The sequence below is a fragment of the Pseudarthrobacter sp. NPDC058119 genome (assembly GCF_042884655.1).
GTDB lineage: Bacteria > Actinomycetota > Actinomycetes > Actinomycetales > Micrococcaceae > Arthrobacter.
The window spans coordinates 361,892-387,922 of the sequence record NZ_JBHVTN010000003.1; the positions used below are offsets into that span (position 1 = coordinate 361,892).

The window sequence follows — 26,031 nt, forward strand, 5'->3', positions numbered from 1 at the left end:
CGAGCCAGCCACCGGACCTTTTTGCTGCCCTGGAGCCTAGATCAACTGGTCCGAGAGGTGGTTCGGGGTGCCGAACCGGTGCGCGGTGATGCTGACGGCCTGCTCGTGCAGGAACGGCAGCAACTCCACGCGGCCCGCCTCCGTGACCGGGTGGGCGTAGATGGCCAGGTCCGGCCGCCCGCCCGTGGCCTCAGCCAGCGCGGACGCGTCGCCGCCGATCAGGCGGATGCGGCCCCCTGACAGCTTGCCCGCTGCGGCGAGGTGTCCGGCGGAAGCCAGCCAGCCGGCGTCGGACTCCACCGCCACGTCGATGTCCTGAGCGGTGAGCACGGAGCGCAGCTGGGCGGGAAGTTCGACGGCGGTGGACACCGTGAGTGCCGAGCCCGCCAGAATGCCGGCGGCCACGGTCCGGACCAGGTGTGCCAGCGGCGCACCTTCGGAAAGGCGGATGGTGACCGGCAAGCTGCGGTAGCGGAAGATGTTGCGCTCGGCGCTCAGCCCGGAGACGTCCTTGGCGGTGCCGAACTCTTCAGCCCAGGCTTCTGCATCCGATGCCAGGGCCCGCTGGACGGACTCGAGTTCCGCCGGCTCCAAGGCGGGGCCGGCTGCGTAGAGGAGGCGGCGGACGGCCGCGTTGGCTGCCGGAGCCTTGGCGGATGCCTCCGCCGGGAGCCAGTCGCCCAGGCCGGCCAGGTAGTTGGGGCCGCCGGCCTTGGTGCCGGCACCGACCGCCGACTTCTTCCAGCCGCCGAAGGGTTGGCGCTGGACGATGGCGCCGGTGATGCCGCGGTTGATGTAGAGGTTGCCGGCCTGGATGGTCTCCAGCCAGATGCCCAGTTCCTCGGAGTTGAGGGAGTGCAGGCCTGCCGTGAGGCCGTATTCGATCTGGTTCTGGATGGCGATGGCTTCCTCCAGGGTGTCCGCGGTCATGACGCCCAGGACCGGACCGAAGAACTCGGTCAGGTGGAAGTAGGAGCCACGCTTGACGCCGTAGCGCACGCCCGGGCTCCACAGCCGGCCGGTGCCGTCCAGCTTCTTCGGTTCAACGGCCCAGTTCTCACCCTCGCCCAGCGTGGTGAGGGCGTTGAGGAGCTTGCCGTTGGCGGGCTCGATGATCGGGCCCATCTGGCTGGTGGGGTCCTGCGGGTAGCCAACCTTGAGGGAGGTGACGGAGTCGATCAGCTGGTTGTGGAACCGCTTGGAGGTGGCCACGGAACCCACCAGGATCACCAGCGAGGCGGCGGAGCATTTCTGCCCGGCGTGGCCGAACGCCGAGTAGGCCACATCCTTGGCGGCGAGGTCCAGGTCGGCGCTGGGGGTGACGATGATGGCGTTCTTGCCGCTGGTTTCGGCCAGCAGCGGCAAGTCCTTGCGGAAAGAGCGAAACAGTTCCGCGGTCTCGTAGCCGCCGGTGAGGATCACGCGGTCCACGGAAGGGTGGCTGATCAGCTGGGTGCCGAGTTCCCGCTCCCCCAGCTGCACCATGGTCAGCACGCCCTTGGGCACACCGGCCTCCCACAGCGCCTCGACCATGACGGCGCCGCTGCGGGCGGCCTGTTTGGCGGGTTTGATCACGACGGCGGAGCCGGCGGCGAGTGCCGCGAGGGTGGACCCTGCCGGGATGGCGACCGGGAAGTTCCAGGGCGGAGTGACGACGGTGAGCTTGGCTGGGACGAACGTGGCGCCGTCGACCGTGTCCAGCCTGCGCGCCGATTCGGCGTAGTAGTGGGCGAAGTCCACGGCCTCGCTGACCTCCGGGTCGCCTTGGTCGATGGTCTTGCCGGTCTCGCTGGCCATGACCTCGAGCAGGTCCGCACGGCGGGCTTCCAGGATCTCCCCGGCGCGGTGCAGGATCTCTGCACGCTCGTTGCCGGACAGCTGGCCCCAGGCCTTGCCCTTGTCCACGGCGTTGGCAATGGCCGAGTTGAGCGTGTCCTCGTCATTGATGAAGGCGGCCTTCACCGCAGCGTCGCCCAGCGTGGAGGAGGGGACGCGGCCAAGGATGGCCCGGCCCCAGGTACGGTTGGCCGGCAGCGCGGGATCGGTGTCCGGAGTGTTCCGGAACCCGGTGTTCGGCATGCCCTCCGGGGGAAGGGCCCGGTCCTGCCGGCGGTTGGGCAGGGGGACGGTGTTGTCCAGCGCGTCGAGAGACGAGAGGAAACGCTGCTTCTCGCGCTCGAACAGCCCTTCGTTTTCGCTGAGCTCGAAAACCGCAGACATGAAGTTTTCCTGGCTGGCGCCTTCTTCCAGGCGTCGGATCAGGTAGGCGATGGCGACATCGAACTCGGACGGGTGCACCACGGGCGTGTAGAGCAGCAGGGAGCCGACGTCCTTCTTGACGGCCTCGGCCTGGCCTTGCGCCATGCCCAGCAGCATCTCGAATTCGATGCCGGATTCGACGCCCCGCTGCTTGGCCAGGAGCCACGCGAAGGCGATGTCGAAGAGGTTGTGGCCGGCCACGCCGATGCGGATGTTCTTGATGCGTTCGGGGTGCAGCGCGTAGTTGATGACGCTCTTGTAGCTGGTGTCCGAGTCCTGCTTTGAACCCCAGGTGGCCAGCGGCCAGTCATGCAGCGAGGCCTCCACCTGTTCCATGGGCAGGTTGGCCCCCTTGACTACGCGGACCTTGATGCCGGCGCCGCCGTTGGCGCGGCGCTCAGCGGCCCAGTCCTGCAGCCGGATCATGGCGGACAGCGCATCCGGGAGGTAGGCCTGGAGCACGATGCCGGCCTCGAGGTCCTGGAACTCAGGCTTGTCCAGGATCCGGGTGAAGACCGCGATGGTCATGTCCAGGTCCTTGTACTCCTCCATGTCCAGGTTGATGAACTTGTTCTTCTGTCCGCTGCCGGAATAGGAGGCGGCGCGCCGGAAGAGCGGGGTGAGTTTCTCGACGACGTGTTCCACGGCTTCGTCGAAGGCCCAGGCGGAGTGCGGGGCCACGGTGGAGGAGACCTTGATGGAAACGTAGTCGACGTCGGGCCGCGACAGCAGCGTATGCGTTCCTTCGAGGCGGCGGGAGGCTTCGTGCTCGCCGAGGACTGCCTCGCCCAGGAGGTTGACGTTTAGCTTGATGCCGTCCTTCTTGATCTTGGCGATGGCGGGGCCCAGCTTGGCGTCGGTGGCATCCACGATCAGGTGGCCCACCATTTCGCGGAGGACCTTGCGGGCGATGGGGATGACCACCTGCGGCAGGACGGGGGCCATGGTGCCGCCCAGCGCCACGGCGCTGCGCATGTACCACGGCAGGAAGGCGGGAACCTTGGGCGCGAGCTTGGCGAGGTTGCGGGCCGCGACGTTGAGGTCCTCGGGGCGGACCACGCCGTCCACGAAGCCCACCGTGAAGTCCAGGCCGTTGGGGTCCTTGAGGACGCCGGCCAGCTGCTCTGCGGAGGCGTCCACCGGAACCTTGGAGGCCTCCGTGAGCCAGCGCCGGACCAGGGTTACCGCCTCATTGGCGAGGGCCTTGGCCTGGGGGACGTCGACGTCGACAGTCTGCGGGGTGGCCGCCTGTGCGACTGCCGGTTCCATTGCAACGTGGGTCATTGTTTTCCCGATCTTTCTGGTGTCCTGGGAGGTCTTTCCACCAGTATGAGCTTCAACTCACATAAGATAAAGCGATCTTTTCCAACTAATACAGGTTAGGAAACCCAATGTTTACCCCCCTTCCAACGCCCCATCACCTTCCACCCCGAAACCGCCAACGCACCTTCCTGAAACCAACAAACCCTCCCCCACGGAATGTGGGGGAGGGTTCGGCTGGACGCCGCATTATCTGATGGGGCGGTGGGGGAAATCGGGCAGAAGGTGATGGCGCGCCCGGGGAGAGGTCAGGTAAGCGGGCGGTGCAGCTCTGCGAGCTCCTGGTGCCGGGGGCTGTTGGGGTTCATCAGCGAGTGCTTGCGGCCGTAGCCGAAGTAGATGATGAGGCCGATGATCAGCCAGACCACGAACCGCAGCCACGTCTCCCAGTGCAGCTGCAGCATCAGGAAGGCCGAGGCCAGGACGCCGAAGGCCGGGATCACAGGCATCAGGGGCAGGCGGAACGTACGGGGAGCATCAGGCCGCTTGTAACGAAAGATGATCACGGACAGGCACACGACGACGAACGCGGCCAGGATGCCGATGTTGGTGAGGTCCGCGACCGCCTTGATGGGGAAGACGCCGGCCAGGAAGGCGGATGCGATGCCGCCGATCCAGGTCACGCGCTGCGGGGTGCCGTGGCGGTCGGTCTTGGCAAACCAGCCGGGGAGCAGGCCGTCGCGGCTCATGGAGAACCATACGCGGGTGACGCCGAGCAGGAAGGTGAGCATCACGGTGAGGATGGACAGCACCGCGAACACGGAGATGATCGTGGCGATGACGGGCAGACCCACGGAGGTGAACGCGGAGGCGAAGCCGGCCTTGGGGTCGATGTCCTTGTAGTTCTGCATGCCGGTGAGGACCAGGGTGGCGGCGACGTAGAGCAGCATGGCGATAATGAGCGAGAGCACGATGGCCTTGGGCATGTGCTTCTTGCCGTCCTTGGCCTCCTCGGCGGCGGTGCTCATGGCGTCATACCCGAACACGGCGAAGAAGACGGTGGCAGAGCCTGCAACAACCGGGCCGAAACCGCTGGGCATGAACGGGTTGTAGTTGTTGGTGTCGATGTAGAAGATGCCCAGGCCCACGATAAAGAGGATCAGGACGATCTTGATGGCCACCGCCACCAGTTCGAAGCGGCCGAAGGCTTTGGTGCCCCGGGAGAGAATCCAGGTCACCAGGAGGCAGACCAGGATGGCCGGGATGTTGACGATGCCGCCCTTGCCTTCGTCAAAGGTGGACGTCATCCAGGTGGGCAAATGGATGCCGATGCCGGCGAGGAAGGCGTCCAGGTAGCCGGAGATGCCGATGGCCACTACCGCCACGATGGCGATGTATTCCAGCAGCAGGTCCCAGCCGATGAACCAGCCGATCACCTCGCCCAGGGCAACGTAGCCATAGGTGTAGGCGGAACCTGCGCGCGGGATCATGCCGGCGAACTCCGCGTAGGACAGGGCGGCCGCGGCGGAGGCCAGGCCTGCAATCAGGAATGAAATCAGCACCGCTGGCCCCACTCCAGGGTTGCCTTCGCTGCCGGCGGCCACCAGTCCCGCGAGGGAGAAAATGCCGACGCCGATAATCCCGCCAACGCCAATTGCGGTGAGCTGCCACAGCCCGAGGGACTTGAACAGTCCGCTGTGCTTGCTCTCTTCTTCGATGTCATCGATGGGCTTTCGCCGCATGATCGATTGGCTCAAATCTTTGCTGCTCATCAGGAACTCCTGGTTGGGGTGCGACCCCGCCGCGGCACGCCAAGGAACCTGGCTGTGACGGGGGTAACTCGGTTTCAACAGTATGCGTGCGCAATTGCGTTAGATAAAGTGGCTACTTCTAACCTATATTCGTTAGTTTCAGTTAGGAATCCACCATGCTCGATGTGCGCAGGCTGCGGCTGCTCCGGGAGTTAAGCATCCGTGGGACGCTCGCGGAGGTGGCCGAGGCACTGCAGTACAGCCCGTCGTCGGTGTCGCAGCAACTGGCCCTCCTGGAGAAGGAAGTAGGCGTGGAACTGCTCCGGAAAACGGGGCGGCGGGTGCAGCTAACACCCCAGGCCGAGGTGCTGGTGGCACACACCGCCCAGCTGCTGGAAACCATGGAACAGGCGGAAGCGGACCTGGCGGCGTCGCTGACCACGGTTACGGGAACGGTGCGGATTGCCGTGTTCCAGTCCGCTGCCCTGGCGCTCATGCCGGACACGCTAACCCGGATGGCCGCGACATACCCCGAGGTCCGGATCGAGATGATCCAACGGGAGCCGGAGACGGCTTTGCACGAAACGTGGGCGCGCGACTTCGACCTGGTGATTGCCGAGCAGTATCCGGGACACGCCGCCCCGCGCTACCCCGAACTGGACAAGGTGAAGCTCACCACCGACGCCATCCGGCTGGCCGTTCCCCCGGCTTCCGGCGGAAGCCCTGCCATCCGTTCCTTGGAGGACACGGCAGACCTGCCCTGGGTCATGGAACCCCGCGGCGCAGCGTCGCGCCACTGGGCAGAACAGGCTTGCCGCAGCGCAGGATTTGAGCCCGATGTCCGCTTTGAAACCGCCGACCTGCAGGCCCAGGCCCGCCTGATCGAGTCCGGCAATGCCGTGGCCCTGATGCCGGACCTGGTGTGGACCGGCCGCGGCACCACGGCCCAGCTGCTTGAGCTTCCGGGCAGGCCGCACCGCACCATCTTCACGTCGGTGCGCCGCTCCAGCGCCCAGCGCCCGGCCATCCTGGCAGCGAGGGAGACCCTGGCTGCGGCTGCCGCGGCGGTGGCAACGGACGACGCCGGGTGACCGGCCGCCGTCGTCCGCATCTTTCCGTGCGCAGCCACGCAGCCCGTCGGTGCGCAGCCACGTCACCTGCCGCCTTGTGTTTCTTACGTCACTGCGGGTGAGGGGCCGCAGGTCTAGACTGGAGCCGTTATGAATCGAACAATGTTCAAGTCCAAAATCCACCGGGCCACCGTGACACACGCCGACCTGCACTACGTCGGCTCGGTCACCGTTGACCTCGACCTGCTTGAGGCCGCCGACATCCTGCCCGGCGAGCTGGTGTCGATCGTGGACATCACCAACGGCGCACGGCTTGAGACCTACACCATCGCCGGTGAACGCGGTTCCGGCGTCATCGGCATAAACGGTGCAGCGGCGCACCTGATGCACGAAAACGATCTTGTCATCCTGATCACCTACGCCGAAATGACCACCGAAGAGGCCAGGGCCTACGAACCCAGGGTGGTCCACGTGGACCAGGACAACCGGATCATCCAGCTGGGCAATGATCCCGCAGAAGGCCTCAGCCCCGGCATGATGCGTCCCCCTTTCGCGCTTAACAACGCCACCCTGTAACCGGAGCGTGCGTCCCGGTCCCTGCCTCCGCCGTGCCCGAACGGCTGTTCCTTGCTAGGGGTGCTCGCGGGATTCTTCGTCGTCTGGTGCATCATCCTGGTGGGATGGTTCGTGGGCCGGCAGCGGATCCTCGGCGACAATGCCCGCCCCGTCCTGAGTGGCCTGACGTTCTTCGTCGCCAGCCCGGCGCTCCTCTTTGAAACCCTCAGCAAGGCGCGCCTGCAGGAAGTCTTCGCCGAACCACTGCTGGTCACGGCGGTGGCAGCGATCGCCACGGCCGGGATCTACCTGGTGCTGGCCAAATTCTGGCTGAAGCGGGACCTCCCGGAATCGCTGATGTCCGCGATGTCCGCGTCCCTTGCCAACTCGGCGAACCTTGGTATTCCCATCGCGGTATATGTCCTGGGCGATGCGAGCTATGTGGCGCCGCTGCTGATCTTCCAGCTGGCTTTCTTCACCCCCACGTTCCTGATGATCCTGGACTCGAGTACCAGCACGCACCGGACCACCGTCCTGGGCTTCTTCCTGATGATCCTGCGCAACCCCATGATCGTCGGCTCCGGCTTGGGGCTTCTGGTGGCAGGCACCGGATTCCAGGTGCCGGCACTGGTCATGGAGCCGATCCACCTGATTGGCGGGGCCGCGATTCCGGCCATGCTGATGTCGTTTGGGATGAGCCTGAACGGCACCCGCCCGCTGCAGGCCTCGGCCGGCCGCCGCGTGGACACCCTGCTGGCCAGCGGCTTCAAGCTCGCGGTCCAGCCGGCCCTGGCCTATGTCTTTGCCCGCTTCGCGCTGGGGATGGACGGGCATGCCTTGTTCGCGGTGGTGGTGACGTCCTCGCTGCCCACAGCGCAGAACGTGTTCGTGGCCGCCAGCCGGTACCAGACCGGCCTCACCGTCGCCAAGGACACCGTGCTGATCACCACCGTGGTGGCGGTGCCCGCGATGATCGGTGTGGCCCTGCTGCTGGCCTGAGCGCCGGCCAACAGACCTAACTGCAGCTTGGAGGGCTGATGAATACTGTGCTGGATACCGTTGTGATCGGCGGCGGGGCCATGGGCTCAGCGGCCGCGTGGGCACTGTCCCGCCGCGGCCGGCAGGTGACGCTCGTGGAGCAGTTCGGCCCCGGGCACAAGATCGGCGCGTCCCACGGTGCCACCCGGAACCTCAACCCCGGCTACCACCAGCCGGACTACGTGGCGATGCTGGCTGAGGGGCTGGACCTGTGGGACGAGCTGGAGCAGGACAGCGGCGTGCAGCTGCTGACGCGCACCGGCGTCGTAAACCATGGTCCCGGCGGCGAACTCCCCAGGGTTGCCACGGCCCTCGCCGAGGCTGGCATCCGCGCCGAATTCCTGGACCCTGCCGCGGCCGGCGAGCGCTGGCGCGGCATCCGCTTCGACCGGCAGGTCCTGCATATGCCCGACGGCGGCCAGCTCAACCCGGAGGCGGCCCTGCCCGCCTTCCAGCGGCTGGCCTCCGCCCGCGGCGCCGAGATCAGGCACCACACCAAGGTGGTGGACTTCGAGGTGTTCGACGACGGCGTGCGGCTGGTGCTTGAATCCACTGCGGGCACGGAGGTGGTCACCGCAGCCCAGGCCGTGGTGACGGCCGGCGGCTGGACGGAAAAGCTGCTGGCCCGGGCTGCCGGCACGGGCGCCGCAGCGTTGCGGATCCCAAAGCTCCGCGTGACGCAGGAGCAGCCGGCGCATTTCCGGGTGGCGGACGCCGGCGCGGTGTGGCCCGGATTCAACCACTATCCCGGCCCGGATTACCAGGGCTGGTACTCCCCCGTGTACGGGATGCAAACGCCGGGCGAAGGCATCAAGGCCGGCTGGCACGGGGTGGGCCCGGTGGTGGACCCGGACCATCGGGATTTCCTGCCGGAACCGAAGCAGCTCGCCGCCCTGCAGGACTACGCACGGCAGTGGCTGCCCGGCGTGGACCCTGATTCGTTCGAGGCCATCAGCTGCACGTACACCACCACCCCGGACGAGGACTTTGTCCTCGACCGCATCGGCCCTGTGGTGATCGGTGCGGGCTTCTCCGGCCACGGCTTCAAGTTCACGCCGGTGGTGGGGCGGATCCTGGCTGACCTTGCCACCGGGACCCGGCCCGCGCCGTCGATCTTCCGGGCGTCCCGCCAGTGGCCCGACCTAAGGAAAGGGAACCAGTGATGACAATCCCAGAAGAAGTCGATACTCCAGAGATCCTGGTTGACCGGGATGTGCTCCAGCGGAACATTGAACGCATGGCCGCTGCCGTCCACGCCAAAGGCCTGAATCTCCGGCCCCACGTGAAGACCCACAAGGTACCCGAAATCATGCAACTGCAGCTGGCGGCCGGTGCAGTCGGCATCACCGTAGCGACTCTCGGGGAGGCTGAAGTCTTTGCAGGACACGGAGCTACCGACATCTTCGTCGCCTACCCCATCTGGGTCGGTCCCCGTCAAGCCGAACGCCTGCGCCGGCTTGCTCCCACCACAAAGATCTCAGTGGGACTGGATTCGCGGGAGGCAGCCCAAGCCATGGGAGCGGCCTTGGCCGACGCAGCCAGCGACTTCGACGTGCTGTTGGAAATCGACAGCGGCCACCACCGAAGCGGAATCGCCCCGGAAGCGGTCGTTGACGTAGCCCGCGCCGCAGCACGTGCCGGCCTGAGGGTCAGCGGCGTCTTCACCTTCCCGGGCCACAGCTACGCTCCCGGGATGCCCCTCAAAGCAGCCGAAGAAGAACGGTCAGCACTCGAACGGGCCTCGGACCTGCTCACCCAAGCAGGATTTGAAGTCCTGCACCGCAGCGGCGGTTCAACTCCCACCGCCACCCTCACGGGTGATTCCATAGCCACCGAGGTCCGGCCGGGCGTTTATGTCTTCAATGACGCCCAGCAACTGGAACTGGAACGATGCGCCCCTGAAGACATCGCGCTGACCGTCGCCGCAACGGTGGTAAGCCGGCATGAGGGCGACGACGCCATCCCGCGGAGGGTCGTCCTGGACTCCGGCAGCAAAATCCTGGGCGGCGACCGACCTGCGTGGGCCACCGGCTTTGGACGGCTGCTCGACTATCCCGAAGCACGCATCACCGCACTCTCGGAACATCACGCGACCGTGGTCTGGCCGGCAGACGCTGAGCTCCCGGCTCTTGGACAGCGGTTACGGGTGGTACCGAACCACGTGTGTGTGGCTGTGAATCTCGTTGACGACGTCACCGTGGTCAGCGGCGGCAGGATCGTGGACCGCTGGCGCGTAGCCGCACGCGGAAAGAATAAATAGCACTAGGGACGGGCACCACACATCCGCTCTTAGGGCTTGTCTGTAGGAGCACCTCCGCGGGCGGAAGCCTAGCTGGGGCTGCCGTCCGCGTTGGTGGGCACCGGCTCCGCACCGGAATTGCCGCTGTCTTCGGCCTTGACCGCCGGCATCGCCAGAACTGCGGCCACCGTGAGCAGCCCGGCCACGAGCGCAGCCAGGAATACGGCACCGGACGCGCTGATGACCGTGGCGGGATCGGCGTCGCCACCGATGCTGCCGCCGTAGATGGCGTTGGCCACCGCACCGAACACGGCCACGCCCAAGGCGCTGCCGATGGAACGGGCGAACATGTTGGTGCTGGTCACCACGCCGCGTTCGTGCCAGGGCACGCTGGACTGGGCGGAGATCAGGGTGGGGGTGGCCAACAGGCCCAGGCCAAGCCCGACGACGAAGCAGCTGACCGCGATGAGCGCCACGTTGGGCGCCGAGGCAGTCAGCGAAAGGATCAGCAGGCCCGCCACAGCGATAGCGATGCCGATCAGGGCCGTGGACTTGAACCCGATCCGCAGGTAAAACTTCCCGGCCTGCGAGGCGCTGAGCGGCCAGCCGAGGGTCAGGGCCGCGAGCGCCAGGCCGGCCACCAGCGGCGAGGAGGACAGTGCGCCTTCGAGGAAGGTGGGCACGTAGGACGTCAGGCCGATCATCATGGTGCCCACGCCGAAGGACACCAGCGCGGTGGTGGCAAGCAGGCGCCGGGACACCACCCAGGCCGGCAGGATGGGTTCCGCTGCCCTGCGTTCCACCAGCAGGAAGGCGGCCAGCAGGACTGCGCCCACTACGAACACCCCAATGCTGATGGGCGAGTTCCAGGCCCAGGCCTGGCCGCCCTGGAGGGCGCCGAGGATGAGCAGGCCGAGCGATCCTGCGAGTAGGACAGCGCCGGCGTAGTCCACCTTGTGGGTGGCCCGTTCAACGTTCTCGTGCAGGGTGCGGACCAGCATCCAGCCTGCCAGCAGGCAGAGCGGCACGTTGACCAGGAAGATGCCGCGCCAGATGCCCAGCGCGGAGAAGACGCCGCCCAGGCTGGGGCCCACGACGGAGGAGATCGCCCAGACACTGGCCAGGTAGCCCTGGACTTTGGCGCGCTCCTGCAGGGTGTAGATGTCCCCGGCGATGGTCACGGACACCGGTAGCACCGCACCGGCGCCCAGTCCCTGCAGGGCCCGGAAGGCGATCAGCGAGGGCATGCTCCAGGCCACGCCGCACAGCACAGAGCCCAGCAGGAAGAGGCCGATGCCGGTGAGGATGATCGGCTTGCGGCCCGCCATGTCGGAGAGCTTGCCGTAAATGGGCACGGACACTGCCTGCGCCAGCAGGTAGGCGGAGAAAAGCCAGGGGAAGGAGGAGAACCCGCCGATGTCCCGGACGATCGAGGGGACCGCGGTGGCCACGATGGTGGAGTCGATGGCCACGAGTCCCGTGGACAGCATGAGGGCGATGAGGATGGGGCCCCGTTCAGAACGGAACCCGACTCCCTGGGCGCGGGCGGTCATCAGTGGTCTCGTTTCGATGGTTGGTCCCTGGTACCTCCACTCTAGCCACCCGGCCGCGGCGCGCAGCGGCTATCTTTTGCCTTGGTGGGCGTCCAGGAGCCGGGCGCAGCGGATGAAGCCCAGGTGCGAGTATGCCTGCGGGTGGTTGCCGAGGTGGGTCTCGGTGCCCGGGTCGTATTCCTCCGGGAGCAGCCCGGTGGGGCCGAAGAGGTTCACCAACTGGTCGAAGAGGTCCCAGGCCTCATCGATGCGGCCCACGGCCACGTACGCCTCGATCAGCCAGGTGGTGCAGATGTGGAAGCCGCCCTCCAGGCCCGGCAGGCCGTCGTCGTACCGGTACCGGAACACCGTGGGACCCACCCGCAGTTCCCGTTCGACGGCGGTGACGGTGTCCAGGAAGCGCGGGTCCGTGACGTCCAGCAGCCCCGAGAGGCCGATGTGCAGGACGGCGGCGTCGAGGTCGGGGCTGTCGTAGGCCACGGTGTAGGACCTGGCCGATTCGTCCCAGCCCTCGCGCAGCACCTCGCTGCGGATGGTTTCCGCCGTGTCCGCCCACGCAGGGTCCGGGTGGCGCCCATGGCGGGCCGCGGTCCGCAGTGCCCGGTCGAGGGTGACCCAGCACATCACTTTCGAGTAGACGTGGTGCCGTGCTGCGCGCCGGGCCTCCCAGATGCCGTGGTCCGGTTCATGCCAGCGTGCCAGGACCGCGGATGCCATCTGCACCATCAGATCCCAATGGGCATCGTCCAGGACGCCCTCACGCTCGCTCAGTGCATGGATCAGCTCGGCGACAGGCCCAAAGACGTCCAGCTGGACCTGGTGGTCCGCGGCGTTGCCGATCCGCACCGGACGCGACCCCGCATACCCGGGGAGGCTGTCGACGACGGCCTCGGTGGAGAGCGGGGCACCGGTCACCGAATACAGCGGGTGCAGCCATTCGGGGCCGGGTGCATGTTTTAGGATGCGGCCCAGCCAGCCCAGGAAACCCGCCGCCTCAGCCGTGGAACCCAGATCCACCAGCGCGTTCACCGTCATGGACCCGTCGCGCAGCCAGCAGTACCGGTAGTCCCAGTTCCGGGTCCCGCCAATTCCTTCGGGCAGGGACGTGGTGGGCGCGGCCAGGACGGCACCGGTGGGCTGGTGCACCAGGGCGCGGAGCACCAGGGCCGAGCGGCGCACCAACGATGGTTTGACGGAGGGCAGTGCGAGGTCCTGTATCCATTGGCGCGATCGCAGGGCCACGCCGGCGCGCCGTTCCGTCTCCCCGGCGGGATCCGCGGGTTGCGGGTCGGTATCTCCGCAGCGCAGGTTCAGCACCACGGGACCGTCCTGCAGGTTCACCGACGCCGTGGCCGTGGCGTGGATGCCGTCCGAGGCGATGCTGAAGGTCACGCCCGGCGCGAACAGGATGATGGGCTCCGAGGTTCCCACCACGTGCAGTTCCCCGCCCCGGGCTTCCATGCTGAAGGGCGCGTTGGCGTAGTCCGGCCGCGGTGCGAACGTGATCCTGGCGGCGCCGTGCCCGGAGAGCACCCGAACCAGGCTGGTGATGCCGTCCGCGGCGGGCTCCAGGTAGTCGGTGACCGTCACATCCGCCCACCGGGTTTCGACGATCATGGTGCTGTCCACGTACCGCTGGCCCAGCACCTGGGAGGGCTTGACCGGCTCCACAGAGAAGTGTCCGGCGGCGTCCCCGCCCAGGATATGGGCGAAGAGGGAGCCCGAATCCGGCAGCGGATGGCTCATCCAGCAGATCTTGGCGTCCGGGGTCAGCAGTGCCGTGGAGGACCCGTTGCCGATCATGGAATGCCGTTCCAGGCCGACGGCGTCCTCCCCGAACAGCCAGGCACGGCGCAGTTCGAACAGCAGCGCCAGGAAGCGGGCGAAGGCTTCGGGATCCCGGACACGGTGCGCGGCGGACGTCTCCCCCGGCCCCACACGCAGCCCCAGGTCCGGGCCGCGCAGGGTGGCCATGGCCAGTTCATCGCTGTAGGCATCGCCGGCAAACATGGCGGCGCTGGCACCCAGCCGGGAGCGCAGGCCCTCCAGGGCTTCCGCCTTGGACGGTTCCACCACGGAAAGATCCAGCACGGAGCCGTCCACAATGAAGAAAAGGCCGTGCTGGCGGGCGATCTCGCGGGCGGTTTCCGTGACGGATTCCACCACGTCCGGCGGCGCGGGCCGGGTGTGGACGGACACCGCCACGGGTTTGCGTTCAATCCAGATGCCCTCCTGGAAGCCGACGGCCTCGTTGAGGGCGGCGTTGACCTTGAGCAGGACGGATTCGGTAGCCAGGCTCTGGGCATGTGCGAAGCCCATGTCCGACTCCGCGCCGTGCGACCCGATCAGGTGCACCTCCACAGGCAACCTGGATACAGCCGCCAGGTCGCGGAGGGACCGGCCGGAGATAATTGCTGCATGCGTGTTGGGCAGAGCCGCCAGGGCCCGCAGGGCAATGGCCGCGTTGCCCAGGGGCAGGATCTCCGTGGAAATCCCCTCAGCCTCGCAAAGGGTGCCGCCATAATTGCAGGCCACCAGCAGGGAGGGGACTCGGGCAAGCACTTTGAGTTCAGCCAGCAACGCCGGCGTCAGCCCGTTGTCGGCCGCATCGGACTGGATGAAGGCACGGAGCATGTCCAGGGGTAGAGAGCGGGTGAGCAGCGCGGATTCCGCCACGCTCTGGTTTAACGGCGTAGGCATCCAGGTACCCCTTCAAGGCAGGACCAGGCCGGGAACTCAGCCGCTGGATCGCCTGCGGACAACCGGTTGGTGCCCCGCCCGGAAATCCCAGCAATCCCTGACGGGGCAGTACCCATCTTCAGCCGCGGGGGTTTCCCCCCGGAGTCGCCCTTATTGCGCCTGTGTAAAAGCGGCGGACACGGCCCACATGTAAAAGCGGCGGACACGGCCCACAGCGAAACCCTCAGGCGCCCACCCGCAAGAGTCCTGCAGCCTGGGCCAGCAGTTCGACCGACCGCAGCCGGTCCTTGGTGCCGGGGCTTTGGTGCGCCACGATGAGTTCGTCGGCGTCGGCGTGCTTGCCGAAGCCGTCCAGGTAGTCGATGACGACGTCGGGCGTCCCCACCGCGGAGTACGTCATCATTTGTGCCATGTGCTGTCCCTGCGGCGAGTCCAGGATCATGTCCGCTTCGTCGTCGGTGAACTCCCGGCCGCCGCCGAAGAACAGGGAAACACGGGCGCGCTTGGTGGCCTGGAACATGGCCTGCGCTTCGGAGGCGGAGTCGGCGGCAATCACGTTGACGCCGGCAATCACGTGGGGGGCGTCCAGCTGGGCGGACGGCTTGAACTCGCGCCGGTAGATGGCCACCGCGTCCTGCAGGGCGGCCGGGGCGAAGTGGGATGCGAAGGCGTACGGCAGGCCCAATTGCGCGGCCAGGCGGGCGCCGAAGAGGGACGAACCCAGGATGTACAGCGGCACATTGGTGCCCTTGCCGGGGGTAGCCTCCACGCCCTGGATCCGGGTGGGTCCGGTCAGGTAGCCCTGCAGTTCAAGGACGTCCTGCGGGAAGCTGTCCGCGGACATCGGATCGCGGCGGAGCGCGCGCATGGTGTTCTGGTCGCTGCCCGGGGCCCGGCCCAAGCCCAGGTCGATCCGGCCCGGGTGCAGGGTTTCCAGGGTGCCGAACTGTTCGGCGATGGTCAGCGGCGAATGGTTGGGCAGCATGATGCCGCCGGCGCCCAGCCGGATGCTTTCGGTATGCGCGGCTACGTGGGCGATCAGCACGCTGGTGGCGGAGGAAGCGATGGAGGACATGTTGTGGTGCTCGGCGTACCAGATGCGCCGGTAGCCCAGCTTCTCGGCGCTCTGCGCCATGGCCACGCTGCCCGCGAAGCTCTCCGCCGCCGTCTGGCCTTTGCCGATGGTTGCCAGGTCAAGGATGGAAAGGGGAAGAGTCACGTCGGTTGCGGCCTTTCAGGAACGTTTCGTAAGAAATCGCCCGGCCGGATCACGGCGGGCACTTGGTGCATAACGACGGCGGGACCGGGGTTATTTCTGTGATGTGCGGAATACTCAGCACACTGATCATGTTGCCGCCCCTATGAGCCATAATTCAACGAACCAACTGGAACTGTCCGCAACCATCGACCTCAAGGACCTGGGAACCGTGCACCGTCTTGGTTTTGGTGCAATGCGCATCGTGGGTGACGGTGTCTGGGGTGAGCCAAAGGACCGCGAAACCGCGCGCACTGTGCTGCGCCGCGCCGTCGAACTCGGTGTGGACTTCATCGATACCGCCGATTCCTACGGCCCCAACATCAGCGAGGAAATCATCGCCGAGGCCCTGCACCCCTACAAGGAGGGGCTGAAGATCGCCACCAAGGTGGGCTTCACGCGCACCGGGCCCAACAAGTGGATTCCCGTGGGCCGGCCCGAATACCTGCGCCAGCAGACCGAGCTGAGCCTGCGCAAGCTGAAGGTGGACACCCTGGACCTCCTGCAGCTGCACCGGATCGATCCCAAGGTGGACGCCGAGGAGCAGTTCGGCGTGCTGCGCGAGCTCCAGGACGAAGGCAAGGTCCGCGCCCTGGGGCTGTCCCAGGTCAGCGTGGAGCAGCTGGAAGCGGCCGGGAAGCACTTCACTGTGTCCACGGTCCAGAACCGCTACAACCTGACCGACCGCAGCTCGGAGGACGTGCTCCGCTACTCAGAGGAGAACGGCATCGGCTTCATCCCGTGGGCCCCGATTTCCGCCGGCGAGCTCGCCCAGCCCGGCGGCCCGCTGGACGAGGCCGCCAAGCGCCTGGGCGCCACCACCTCCCAGGTGGCCCTCGCCTGGCTGCTGCGCCGCTCCCCCGTGATGATGCCCATCCCCGGCACGGGCTCCGTACAGCACCTCGAAGAGAACATCGCCGCCGCGGGCATCACGCTCGACGACACGTACGCTGAGCTCGAAGCAGCCGGCAAGTAGCAAGCGGCTTCCAGCCACTCACGTCAGCAAAGACACCCACGTCAGCAAGGTCAGGAGAAACACCATGGCAAACATTTTGATGGTCGTCTCGGCCGCAGATTCCCTCACCATGAAGGACGGCAGCGAGCATCCCACCGGCTACTGGGCAGAGGAATTGGTGGTGTCCCACCAGACCCTGACCGAGGCCGGCAACACGGTAGACATCGCCACCCCCGGCGGCCGGAAGCCCACCGTGGACCAGGTGAGCCTGGCCGCCGAGTCGGCAGGTGGGGACGAGCGGGCGCAGGGGTTCAAGGACTACATCGCTAAGATCGACGGCGAGCTGGCGCACCCGCGGGTCCTCGCCGACGTCGACATTGCCGGCTATGACGCCGTGGTGATGCCCGGCGGCCACGGCCCCATGGCCGACCTGTACAAGGACGCCGACCTGGGCCGCATCCTGGTGGCTGCCAACAAGGCCGGCAAGGTCATTGCCCCGTTCTGCCACGGCCCCGCGGGGCTGCTGAGCGCAACGGACGACGACGGCGGGTTCGCTTTCAAGGGCCGGCGCCTCACGGTCTTCACCAACGAGGAAGAACTTGGCGGCGGCACGGGCGAGAACACGCCGTGGCTGGTGGAGGACGCGCTCAAGGAGAAGGGCGCCGTCATCGAAAACGGCGCGGCCTGGTCCTCCAACGTGGTGCGGGACGGCAACCTCATCACCGGGCAGAACCCACAGTCCAGCGAGGATGTGGCAAAGGAAGTCCTTGCGGCACTGGCGTAGGCAACCGGCCGTGACGCACTAAAGAGGGGACCAGCCCACCGGGCTGGCCCCCTCCTTGCGGCGCACGTCGTTGGGCGCCGGCCATCATCCCCGTGGATCAGGCCGCGCAGCCCCCGTTCGCGATGGTGGGATCGATCGCCGCGATCTGCTTCTGGATGTCCGCCAGCTGGGTTTGCAGGCTGGATACCAGCAACTTCTGTACCTTGATGGGATCCGCGTAGTTCCCCTTCTTGGCTTGCAGGGTCCGGAGAGTGTCCTGGGCAGCTGTAACCTGGGCGTCCACCGCACTCAGTTGGCTCTGCAGCGTCTTTAGGTTTGCTTCCGCCGCGCTGATCTCGCCATTGAGGCCATTGAGCTGGTCCAGCAGCGGCGTCACTCGGCCCTGGAGGTCGAGGACGCTGGACTCAGCACTGGCGATCTGGGCATTGAGCGCCGAAATCCGGGCCACCAGGTCGTCGCCCAGCTTGTTGAGCGACGCGATGTCCGCTGTCTTCGAGGCGACGGCAGTGTTGGCCGAATCCAATGTGGCTTGCAGTGCCGGGAGCTGATCTTGAAGAGCCGAAATTTCAGCCTTCTTGTCATCCACTGCGGTGTTGGCCTCTGCAAGCGCAGCGTTTGCCTGGACCAAGGTGTCGTTCAAACCGTCGAGAACTGCCCGCTGGGCGGTAATGGCCTGCTGGGCTTGATCCGCGTTCTCGGTGAGGCTGGCCAGCTCTGCCGTCATTCCATCCAGTACCTGCTGCTGGGCCAGCACCGCGCTGGCGGCGTCCTTTGCTGCCTGCTCCAAGCCCGGGAGTTGCCCCTCCAGGGTGGTGAGCTCCGCCTGCTTGGAAGTCACCGCCGTATTCGCCTGGTTGACGGCAGTTTGGAGTGCAGGCACCTGGGCCTTGAGGGTGGCGATGTCGTTCTGCTTTGAGGTGACCGCGGTATTGGCTGCGTCCAACGAAGCCTGCAGCGGCGCAGCGTTCTGCTGCAGAGTGCTGCTTTCCTGCTGCTTGGCCAGCAGTTGGGAGTTCAGGTCGTTCACCTGCGCCTGAAGGGTTGCCAGGTCGCCCTGTAGGCCAGAGATGGTGGCGCTCTTATCGGCGATCTGGCCGTTCACGCCGTCGAGCTGGTTCTGGACGGAAGTGCGCTGGGCGATCAGGTCGCGCTTCGCTTTCGAGTTGCCGTTGATCGCATCGATTTGTTTGGTCAGGTCAGCGATCTGCGCAGTCAACGCGTCCTTCTGCGCGGTCAGCGCTGCAAGGTCGTTCTGGGCCTGAGTCAGCGCAGCCTGCTTCGAGGCAATCTGTCCGTTCACCGTGCTGATTTGGCTCTGGAGGCTGGCGATGTCGGCATTGACGGTGGAGATTTTGGCGCTATTGTCGCTGACGGCCTTTGCAGCAGCCACCGCATTGGTTTGAAGGGTCCGCAGGTCTGTCTGGGCTGCGGTGATCTCGGCGTTCTTGGCATCGAGGGCTGCCTTGGCAGCGGCGGCAGTGGACTGCAGGGTACCGAGCTCGGCCTGTGCGGCAGCGATCTGGTCCTTCTTACTGCTGACAGCGGCGTCCGCGGCTGCAGCGGTTTCCTGCAGCCCGTTCAATGTCGCTTTGGCGGCGTCAACCTTGGCCTGCTGGGCCTGAAGCTCTGAAGTCGCGGCGGCACCTGCCGCCTCAAGCACCGTCAGCTGGGCCTCTGCATCGGTAACCGCATGCTGGGCAGCGTCGGCGGCATCAGCCGCCTGCTGCGCCTGACCGGTCAGTGCCGTCAGCTGGTCCTGGGCCTGCTGGATCTCGCCTTCCTTGGCAGTAAGCTCGGCCGCCGCCTGTTCGGCAGCCCCTTGCAGCCCGGAAAGCTGTGTCTGTGCGGCCGCAATGGCTGCGCTGTTGGCTACAAGATCTGCTGCCAGCTGGTCGGCCTGTGCCTGGAGGTCCGCGGAGGCGGCCTTTGCAGTCGCCAGTTCCTCCTGTAGCGGCGCGAGCTGGCCCTCCACGCTTGCCTGCTGCGCCTGAAGGTCGGTGAGGGCGGCTTTCGCTTCCGCTACCTGGGCACCCAGGCGCGTTTGCTCGGCGGTCAGCTTGTCGAGAGATGCCTGTGCTGATTCTTCCTCGGTGTTCAGTTGCGTCTCCTGGGCTGCGAGGTCGGCCAGCGCCTTATCAGCCTCGGCCTTTTGCGCCGCCAACGCATCCGCCTGGGCCTGGAGCTTTGCCCTGTCCGCCTGCAACGCGGCGATCGCGTCCGCATTCTTCCTGGCAGCGGCCTTCAGCAGGTTCTCCTGCACAGCGCCGCGGTGTGCCAACTGGTTGACGACGCCGTTGCACATCCCTGTGGTGGATGTGGTCGCGGCGACCGCAGGCTGGACCAGCACCATACTGGTCGCAAGGACTCCGGGCAGGACAATGGCAGCAGCCAAACGGCGGGTACGGACAGAGGGGGATAGGGACGTGCGCATGCGAGCTCCTGGTGAGACCTTGGCGGCGGACCACTCTGGCCGCCTCATAGCCCAACCGTAGGTTCCCGTCCAGGGGGAGAACACGCGTAATCACCACTTGTCTTTTTTGCCCGGGTACTCGCTTTCTGCTGGATGGGTGACAGGCGCCTGCCCGGCAGGATCACGGCCGGCGAATGTGACCGCCGCGGTCCTCCGGTGAACTGCCGTTACTCCCTGTATCCCCGGGTTTCACGGCCTTTGATTCCCCCGCCGCGGCTGCCGGATAGTGGCTGCAACGCGCACATCCCGCTGCATCTTCCACCCCGTTCCAAGGAGGAACCATGGCCATCACCACCAGGCCGGCCGCCGTCGTGGCCCTTACAGTCTCAGCACTGCTGGGACTGGCTGCCTGCTCGGACCCCGGCGCTTCGGCGGCGACAGCACCGTCGTCGTCCGCCACCACTTCCGCCGGCAAAACCTTCAACCTGTCCCCGGAGCAGGACCGCTTCAAAGTCGCTGCCGACCCCGCCGCTGCCGCGTTGGTCCCGGAGGCGATCAAGGCCGACGGCAAACTCACCGTGGTGACCACCGGCGGCGCGGCGCCGCTCAGCCTCTTCGCCACGGATAACAAGACCCTGATCGGCAGCGAGGTGGACATTGCCTACGCCGTGGGCGAGTCACTGGGCCTGCAGGTGGAGGTCCTGCCGGTGGCGTGGGCGGACTGGCCGTTGGGCATCGAATCGTCCAAGTACGAGGCCGTCCTCTCCAACGTCACCGTCACCGAGGCGCGCAAGGAAAAGTTCGACTTCGCCACCTACCGCAACGACCTCCTGGGCTTCTATGCCAAGAGCGGTTCGGACATCGGGGAGATCAAGGAGGCCAAGGACGTGGCCGGCAAGAGGATCATCGTGGGCTCCGGCACCAACCAGGAAGCGATCCTGGTGCGCTGGGACGAGGAGAACAAGAAGAACGGCTTGGCGCCGGTCCAGTTCCAGTATTACGACGACGATTCCGCCTCGAGCCTGGCGCTTCAGTCAGGCCGTGCGGACCTGACGTTCGGGCCCAACGCGGCCGCCGCCTACAAGGCGGCACAGGACGGGAAGACGAAGCAGGTGGGCACGCTGAACGGCGGCTGGCCGCTGACGGCACAGATTGCCTTCACCACCAAGAAGGGCAATGGATTGGCAGTCGCCGCCCAGGCGGCGCTGAACCACCTGATTGACAATGGCACCTACGCCAAAATCCTGGACCGCTGGGGCCTCTCCTCCGAGGCCATCCAGAAGTCCGAACTGAACCCGGCGGGCCTGCCCAAGAAGTAGCGGCCTGCCGACGAAGGAATCCCCGCCGGGCGCAGCCAGCAATCCGCTGCTGCCCGGCGGGGATTTTTCCTTGGCTACCAGGCCGGAAGCGCGGGCACCGGCCCTGCCGCCTCAACATCTTCGGCGTCGCCGCGTGCCAGCCATTTCAGGAGGCCCCCCCGGTCCGACTCAACCCGCAGGGCACCGTCACCGATCACCCACTCATCGCGTTCCTCGGTAACGAGCGTCATCCCGGGCGCCCCCTTGGCACGCATGGCACGCACCACGGCCTCGATGGCGTTCAACAGCGAATCGGGGTCGGCCTCTTCAATGGTCCAGGCGGTGTCCAGGTCATGGTGGTGCACCACCACCTCGGCAATCCGCAACGCCACAATGGACGTTGCCGGCAGCTCCCGGCCACCCACCTTAACTTCCGGCGCCGCAAGGTCCCCGGTCAACCGCTGGGCTTCATCGGCGAAAGCGGCGGCCGAGTCCCGCACTTCAGCCAGGAGCTCCTCCCGCGGCAAGGCCGCCAGGGCGGCGATGGCCTGCGAGCGCGCTTCGGGGGACGCGTATAGCTGGCGTTCCTCCCCGGACGTGGCCCAGTCGATCAGCCCAACCAGCGCTCGCCCGCTGGAGGCGACGTGGGCGATGACGTGGGCACGGGTCCATCCTTCACACAGCGAAGGAGCGGCCAGCTCGTCATCGGACAAGGAGGAGACCGTGGCCATGAACATGTCCGTCTCCCGGCCAAGGCGGGACAGGTCTGAGTGCAGCCGTGCTGGATTGATCATTCCGCCAGCCTAACCGCGGCGCCATGACCACGGCCATGGTTACGGACCGCCTGGTTCATACCCTCCGTGTATGGACTAAGACCCGAGCTCCCTCTGCCGCCAGGTGCCCCCTGCCTCCGGGCGCGTTTGGCCTGTTACTGCGGCATCCATCGCGAAATCTGCCCCCTTTGATACGCAGGAACAGCACAATGCACCCCCGGCGGGAAACCGGGTATTCCCCTCATATGCCGCGCGTCACATTGGCTGTCAGGCTGGGTTGCCGAGGCCCCGGCGCGGATCCATCCGGATGCCGCGGCGCCTCCTCACCCGCCCCCTGAAAGGACTTGCGCCATGACACTGCCGCACCCCCAATCCACGACCTCCGGAAACCCGGGAAAGGAGACCCGGACAGCCAACTGGGTGGCATTCGTCATCTGCGCCGCACTCCTGTTCGACGGCTACGACCTGGTGGTCTACGGCACCGTCCTTCCGGGTCTGCTCGCAGACGCGGGCCAAATCGGGCACTTCGATGCAGCTACCGCCGGGCTCCTGGGGTCCTGGGCCCTCATCGGCGTACTGGTGGGGTCGCTGGCATGCGGTGCGATCGGTGACTTCTTCGGCCGCCGGCGGCTGATGCTCGCGGGCATCGCCTGGTTCTCCCTGGGCATGTTCGCCACTGCCCTGGCCACGGACGTCACCGCCTTCGGCGCCCTCCGGTTTGCCACCGGGCTGGGCCTGGGCGTCGTCATCGCCAGCGCCGGCGCCACGATGGCCGAGTTCGCACCTGCGGGACGGCGGCAGTTCTACAACGCGATCGTGTACTCCGGGGTCCCCGCGGGCGGCGTGCTGGCGTCCGTCTTGGGCATCGCGTTCCTGGACAGCATCGGCTGGCGCGGCCTCTTCATCATCGGACCCCTGCCCCTCCTGGTCATCCTGCCCCTTGCCTGGCGGAAGCTTCCGGAATCCCCGCGGTGGCTGCTGGCCCGGGGACGGGAAGAGGAAGCCCTGGCCGCTGCATGGCGCACCGGAGTGCCGCTCGCCGAAGAGCAGGTGATCCGGGAGGCCGGCACCGCCCCGCGGAAGTCCGGGTTCGCCGCCGTCTTCTCCCGCCAGTTCGCTGTGGCCTCCATCCTGCTGGGCCTGATGTCCTTCTGCGGCCTCCTCCTGACCTACGGGCTCAACACGTGGCTGCCCAAGATCATGGAGGGCTACGGCTACGGCCGGACCTATGCCCTGTTCTTCCCGCTGGCCCTGAACCTCGGTGCCGTGGTGGGCGGACTTCTCGCTTCGCGGATGGCCGACCGGAACGGACCGCAACGGGTCATTGCTGCCACGTTTGCCCTCGCCACCATCTCCCTTGGACTGATGACCTTCAGCTTCCCGCTGCCGCTGCTCTTCACCTTCATTGCCACCGCAGGGGTGGGAACCCTGGGCACCCAGGTGTTGATCTACGGTTTCCAGTCCAACTACTTCACCACCAATGCCCGTGCAGCCGGCGTCGCCTGGTGCGCCAGCGTGGGCCGGCTGGGCGGGGTCCTGGGTCCGATCATCGGCGGCTGGCTGGCAGCCGCGGGGATCGGCGGGGCAACAGCCTTCTACATTTACGGCGCGGTGGCCCTGCTCGGCGGCGCCGTCACCATCCTCGTACCGCGCCAGCGCAGGCTGGAGGAAGCCCTGCCCATCGTCGACGAGCCGCAAGATTACGTCGAAAAAGTGTCTAAGTAAGGCTTTTTATGGTTATTCTATGAATCAATGAGGCCGCACCGCGCCTCACCCCGCACGTTGGAGAGGTGGCAGCGCAATGGAGATACGGCAGCTGAACTACTTCATTGCGGTCGCAGAGGAGCGGCATTTCGGCAGGGCGGCCAAGCGCCTGCACATGGCGCAGCCACCCCTGTCGCAGCAGATCCGCCAGCTCGAGGACCAGCTGGGCGTCCAGCTCCTCAACCGCACCACCCGTCGGGTGGACCTGACGGCGGCGGGCCAGCTCCTGCTGGACCGCGGCCGCCAGATCGTCAATGACGTCGAGACGCTCCGCGCGGATGTCTACCAGGTGGGCAAGGGCGCCACCGGCGTCCTCCGGGTGGGGTTCTCCGGCTCGGCAACCTACGGCGTCATGCCCCGGATAGCACGACTCACCAAACAGGTCCTTCCCGGCCTGTCGCTGGCGCTGAACGGAGAGATGCTGACGCCGTCCATGGAGGCGGGGCTGCGGAACGGGACCCTGGACGCGGCACTGCTGCGTCCCCCCGTTGCGTCCGAGGAGATCGACTACCGCGTGGTCACCCAGGAGCCGCTCGTCGTCGCGCTTCCCTCCTTCAGCGCCCTGGCGGTGGACCGGCCCGTGGCCATGCACGAACTGCAGGACCAGGACTTCATCGCCTACTCGCCGGAGTCCGTGCTGAACCGCATCACCTCGGACCTCTGCCGCCAGGCAGGGTTTCAGCCGCGGATCACGCAAGTGGTGGGTGAGACCTCAACCATGCTGGCGTTCGTGGCCGCGGGCGGCGGCATCGCCGTCATGCCGTCCAGTGTGCGTGCCTTCCAGCTAGACGGCGTCGCTTACCGGGAAATCGACAATGTTCCCCCGGTGGAACTCGCCGTCGCCTGGCTGCGCGGCCACCCGTCCGCACTGCTGCAAAACTTCCTGGACATCGTGGCCACGGCAACCGCTGACGCCGCCACCCCCGCTCCCGCTGATGAAAGGCTCCCCCCATCATGAAGATCGCAGCCATCGAGGCGATCCCCTACTCGATCCCGTATCGGCACCCGCTCCATTTCGCCTCCGGCTCCGTGCACGAGGCCGATCACGTCCTGGTCCGGGTCCACGCCGACGACGGCGTGGTGGGAACCGCAGACACCCCGCCGCGCCCGTACACCTACGGTGAGACGCAGAAGTCCATCATCGCGGTGGTGCAGGATGTCTTCGCCCCGCAGTTGGTGGGCATCGACGTCTTTGACCGGGAAAAGATCCAGGCCGTGATGGCCCGGACCATCCACAACCAGACGGCCAAGGGCGCGGTGGACATCGCTGTTTGGGACGTCATCGGCAAGACCCTGGGGCAGCCCGTGACCAAGCTGCTGGGCGGCTACACGGACTCGCTGCGCGTCTCCCACATGCTCGGCTTCAAACCCGCCAGGGAACTCCTTGCCCTCGCCCTGGAGTTCCGGGAAACCTACGGCATCAATACCTTCAAGCTGAAGACCGGCCGCCGTCCGCTTAACCTGGACATCGAGGCCGCCAAGGTACTGCGGGAAGGCCTGGGCGAAGACGCCGAGCTGTACATGGACGCCAACCGCGGCTGGACAGCCAACGAGGCCGCCGAGGTGCTGCGCCGCACCGCCGACCTCGGCCTGCAGTTCCTTGAGGAACCGGACGACGCCCGCGAGGTCCTGGGCCGCCGCCGCCTGGTCACGAACTCCCCCATCCCCATTGCCGCGGATGAATCCGCCGCCAACCTGGGCGAGGCGGCCCGCGAAATCCTGACCGGCGGGGCCAACCTGCTGTCCGTCAAGACTGCACGGTCCGGCTTCACCGAGGCCGCCAAGATCGTTGGCATGGCCGAGGGAATGGGTATCGATGTCTACATCGGCAACCAGATCGACACCCAGGTGGGCACCGTCGCCTCCGTGGTGTTCGGGGCAGCCTTCGCCCACACCGCCAAGCGTGCGGCGGAGCTGTCCAACTACCTCGATATGACCGATGACCTGCTGGCCCAGCCGTTGGCCATCACGGACGGCCGGATCCATGTTCCCGAGGGCCCCGGCGCGGGCACTGACGTGGATGAGGACAAGCTCGCCCATTACCGCACCGACTGACACCTATCCCTTCCACCGAGAGGTCACCATGAAGTACCTGGTCCACATGGACGTCAACCTGCCCGCCGGCATGCCTGCCGAAGAAGCTGCAGCAATCAAGGCCACGGAGAGGGCCTACTCACAGGAACTGCAGCGCTCCGGCAAATGGCCCGAGATCTGGCGGGTGGTGGGTGAATACGCCAACTACTCCATCTTCGACGTCGAATCGAACGACGAGCTGCACGGGATCCTGCAGGGCCTTCCCCTGTTCCCGTACATGGACATCACCGTGGTCCCGCTGGCCAAGCACCCCTCGGACGTGAAGTAGCCAGC

Annotated in this window: 19 protein-coding genes; 12 read left to right on the forward strand and 7 right to left on the reverse strand. The window is 66.6% G+C overall.

Annotation, left to right across the window (positions count from 1 at the left end; translation table 11 throughout):
- Nucleotides 1-36 precede the first annotated feature (36 nt).
- Together ACFVTD_RS09595 and ACFVTD_RS09600 are read right to left on the reverse strand one after the other, a co-directional pair.
- Complete coding sequence (locus ACFVTD_RS09595) at nucleotides 37-3,543, reverse strand: bifunctional proline dehydrogenase/L-glutamate gamma-semialdehyde dehydrogenase (protein WP_387561497.1); 3,507 nt, start codon at nucleotides 3,541-3,543, stop codon at nucleotides 37-39.
- Between the two features lie 284 nt (nucleotides 3,544-3,827).
- Nucleotides 3,828-5,291, reverse strand: coding sequence for an amino acid permease (locus ACFVTD_RS09600; RefSeq protein WP_387561500.1), 1,464 nt, complete (start codon nucleotides 5,289-5,291; stop codon nucleotides 3,828-3,830).
- 155 nt (nucleotides 5,292-5,446) lie between these two features.
- On the opposite strand from ACFVTD_RS09600, the gene ACFVTD_RS09605 reads away from it, so the two are divergent.
- The 5 genes from ACFVTD_RS09605 to ACFVTD_RS09625 all read left to right on the forward strand — a co-directional run bounded on the left by ACFVTD_RS09605 (nucleotide 5,447) and on the right by ACFVTD_RS09625 (nucleotide 10,193).
- Nucleotides 5,447-6,361, forward strand: a complete 915-nt coding sequence (locus ACFVTD_RS09605; RefSeq protein ID WP_387561503.1) for a LysR substrate-binding domain-containing protein — start codon at nucleotides 5,447-5,449, stop codon at nucleotides 6,359-6,361.
- Between the two features lie 129 nt (nucleotides 6,362-6,490).
- The gene (gene panD / locus ACFVTD_RS09610) at nucleotides 6,491-6,916 is read left to right on the forward strand and encodes an aspartate 1-decarboxylase (protein WP_387561506.1); all 426 of its coding nucleotides are present in this window, start codon (nucleotides 6,491-6,493) and stop codon (nucleotides 6,914-6,916) included.
- Nucleotides 6,917-6,967: 51 nt separating this feature from the next.
- A complete protein-coding gene (locus ACFVTD_RS09615; RefSeq protein ID WP_387561509.1) occupies nucleotides 6,968-7,894 on the forward strand; it encodes an AEC family transporter in 927 nt (308 codons plus the stop codon).
- A gap of 38 nt (nucleotides 7,895-7,932) precedes the next feature.
- A complete protein-coding gene (locus ACFVTD_RS09620) occupies nucleotides 7,933-9,096 on the forward strand; it encodes an FAD-dependent oxidoreductase (RefSeq protein WP_387561512.1) in 1,164 nt (387 codons plus the stop codon).
- Complete coding sequence (locus ACFVTD_RS09625; protein WP_387561515.1) at nucleotides 9,093-10,193, forward strand: alanine racemase; 1,101 nt, start codon at nucleotides 9,093-9,095, stop codon at nucleotides 10,191-10,193. Before ACFVTD_RS09620 ends, ACFVTD_RS09625 begins: the two co-directional genes overlap by 4 nt.
- Before the next feature lie 68 nt (nucleotides 10,194-10,261).
- On the opposite strand, the gene ACFVTD_RS09630 is transcribed toward ACFVTD_RS09625, so the two are convergent.
- The 3 genes from ACFVTD_RS09630 to ACFVTD_RS09640 form a co-directional block, all read right to left on the reverse strand.
- A complete protein-coding gene (locus ACFVTD_RS09630; protein ID WP_387561518.1) occupies nucleotides 10,262-11,725 on the reverse strand; it encodes an MFS transporter in 1,464 nt (487 codons plus the stop codon).
- Nucleotides 11,726-11,794: 69 nt separating this feature from the next.
- A complete protein-coding gene (locus tag ACFVTD_RS09635) occupies nucleotides 11,795-14,425 on the reverse strand; it encodes a trehalase-like domain-containing protein (RefSeq protein ID WP_387561521.1) in 2,631 nt (876 codons plus the stop codon).
- A gap of 223 nt (nucleotides 14,426-14,648) precedes the next feature.
- Nucleotides 14,649-15,644: an LLM class flavin-dependent oxidoreductase gene (locus ACFVTD_RS09640; RefSeq protein WP_387561524.1), complete on the reverse strand. Its 996-nt coding sequence runs from the start codon at nucleotides 15,642-15,644 to the stop codon at nucleotides 14,649-14,651.
- Between the two features lie 142 nt (nucleotides 15,645-15,786).
- Here ACFVTD_RS09640 and ACFVTD_RS09645 point away from each other — a divergent pair, with 142 nt between their 5' ends.
- Both ACFVTD_RS09645 and ACFVTD_RS09650 read left to right on the forward strand, forming a co-directional pair.
- A complete protein-coding gene (locus ACFVTD_RS09645; protein WP_387561527.1) occupies nucleotides 15,787-16,656 on the forward strand; it encodes an aldo/keto reductase in 870 nt (289 codons plus the stop codon).
- A gap of 64 nt (nucleotides 16,657-16,720) precedes the next feature.
- Nucleotides 16,721-17,419, forward strand: a complete 699-nt coding sequence (locus ACFVTD_RS09650) for a type 1 glutamine amidotransferase domain-containing protein (protein ID WP_387561530.1) — start codon at nucleotides 16,721-16,723, stop codon at nucleotides 17,417-17,419.
- Between the two features lie 97 nt (nucleotides 17,420-17,516).
- Here the strand turns inward: ACFVTD_RS09650 and ACFVTD_RS09655 are convergent, their stop codons facing one another.
- Nucleotides 17,517-19,850, reverse strand: coding sequence for a chromosome segregation ATPase (locus ACFVTD_RS09655; protein ID WP_387561533.1), 2,334 nt, complete (start codon nucleotides 19,848-19,850; stop codon nucleotides 17,517-17,519).
- Between the two features lie 320 nt (nucleotides 19,851-20,170).
- On the opposite strand from ACFVTD_RS09655, the gene ACFVTD_RS09660 reads away from it, so the two are divergent.
- Nucleotides 20,171-21,148: an ABC transporter substrate-binding protein gene (locus ACFVTD_RS09660; RefSeq protein ID WP_387561536.1), complete on the forward strand. Its 978-nt coding sequence runs from the start codon at nucleotides 20,171-20,173 to the stop codon at nucleotides 21,146-21,148.
- Nucleotides 21,149-21,222: 74 nt separating this feature from the next.
- Here ACFVTD_RS09660 and ACFVTD_RS09665 read toward each other — a convergent pair whose 3' ends face one another.
- On the reverse strand, nucleotides 21,223-21,921 hold the full coding sequence (locus tag ACFVTD_RS09665; protein ID WP_387561538.1) for a maleylpyruvate isomerase family mycothiol-dependent enzyme: 699 nt from the start codon (nucleotides 21,919-21,921) through the stop codon (nucleotides 21,223-21,225).
- A gap of 330 nt (nucleotides 21,922-22,251) precedes the next feature.
- Between ACFVTD_RS09665 and ACFVTD_RS09670 the strand changes: the two genes are divergently transcribed.
- The 4 genes from ACFVTD_RS09670 to catC all read left to right on the forward strand — a co-directional run bounded on the left by ACFVTD_RS09670 (nucleotide 22,252) and on the right by catC (nucleotide 26,026).
- Entirely contained in the window at nucleotides 22,252-23,625 is a 1,374-nt protein-coding gene (locus ACFVTD_RS09670) for an MFS transporter (protein ID WP_387561541.1), read from the forward strand.
- A gap of 76 nt (nucleotides 23,626-23,701) precedes the next feature.
- Entirely contained in the window at nucleotides 23,702-24,622 is a 921-nt protein-coding gene (locus ACFVTD_RS09675; RefSeq protein ID WP_387561544.1) for a LysR substrate-binding domain-containing protein, read from the forward strand.
- Nucleotides 24,619-25,719, forward strand: a complete 1,101-nt coding sequence (locus tag ACFVTD_RS09680; RefSeq protein WP_387561547.1) for a mandelate racemase/muconate lactonizing enzyme family protein — start codon at nucleotides 24,619-24,621, stop codon at nucleotides 25,717-25,719. The genes ACFVTD_RS09675 and ACFVTD_RS09680 overlap by 4 nt, the downstream gene beginning before the upstream one ends.
- A 28-nt stretch (nucleotides 25,720-25,747) precedes the next feature.
- Nucleotides 25,748-26,026 carry a muconolactone Delta-isomerase gene (catC, locus tag ACFVTD_RS09685; RefSeq protein ID WP_387561731.1) on the forward strand — a complete coding sequence of 93 codons (279 nt, stop codon included), beginning with the start codon at nucleotides 25,748-25,750 and terminating at the stop codon, nucleotides 26,024-26,026.
- Nucleotides 26,027-26,031 lie beyond the last annotated feature (5 nt).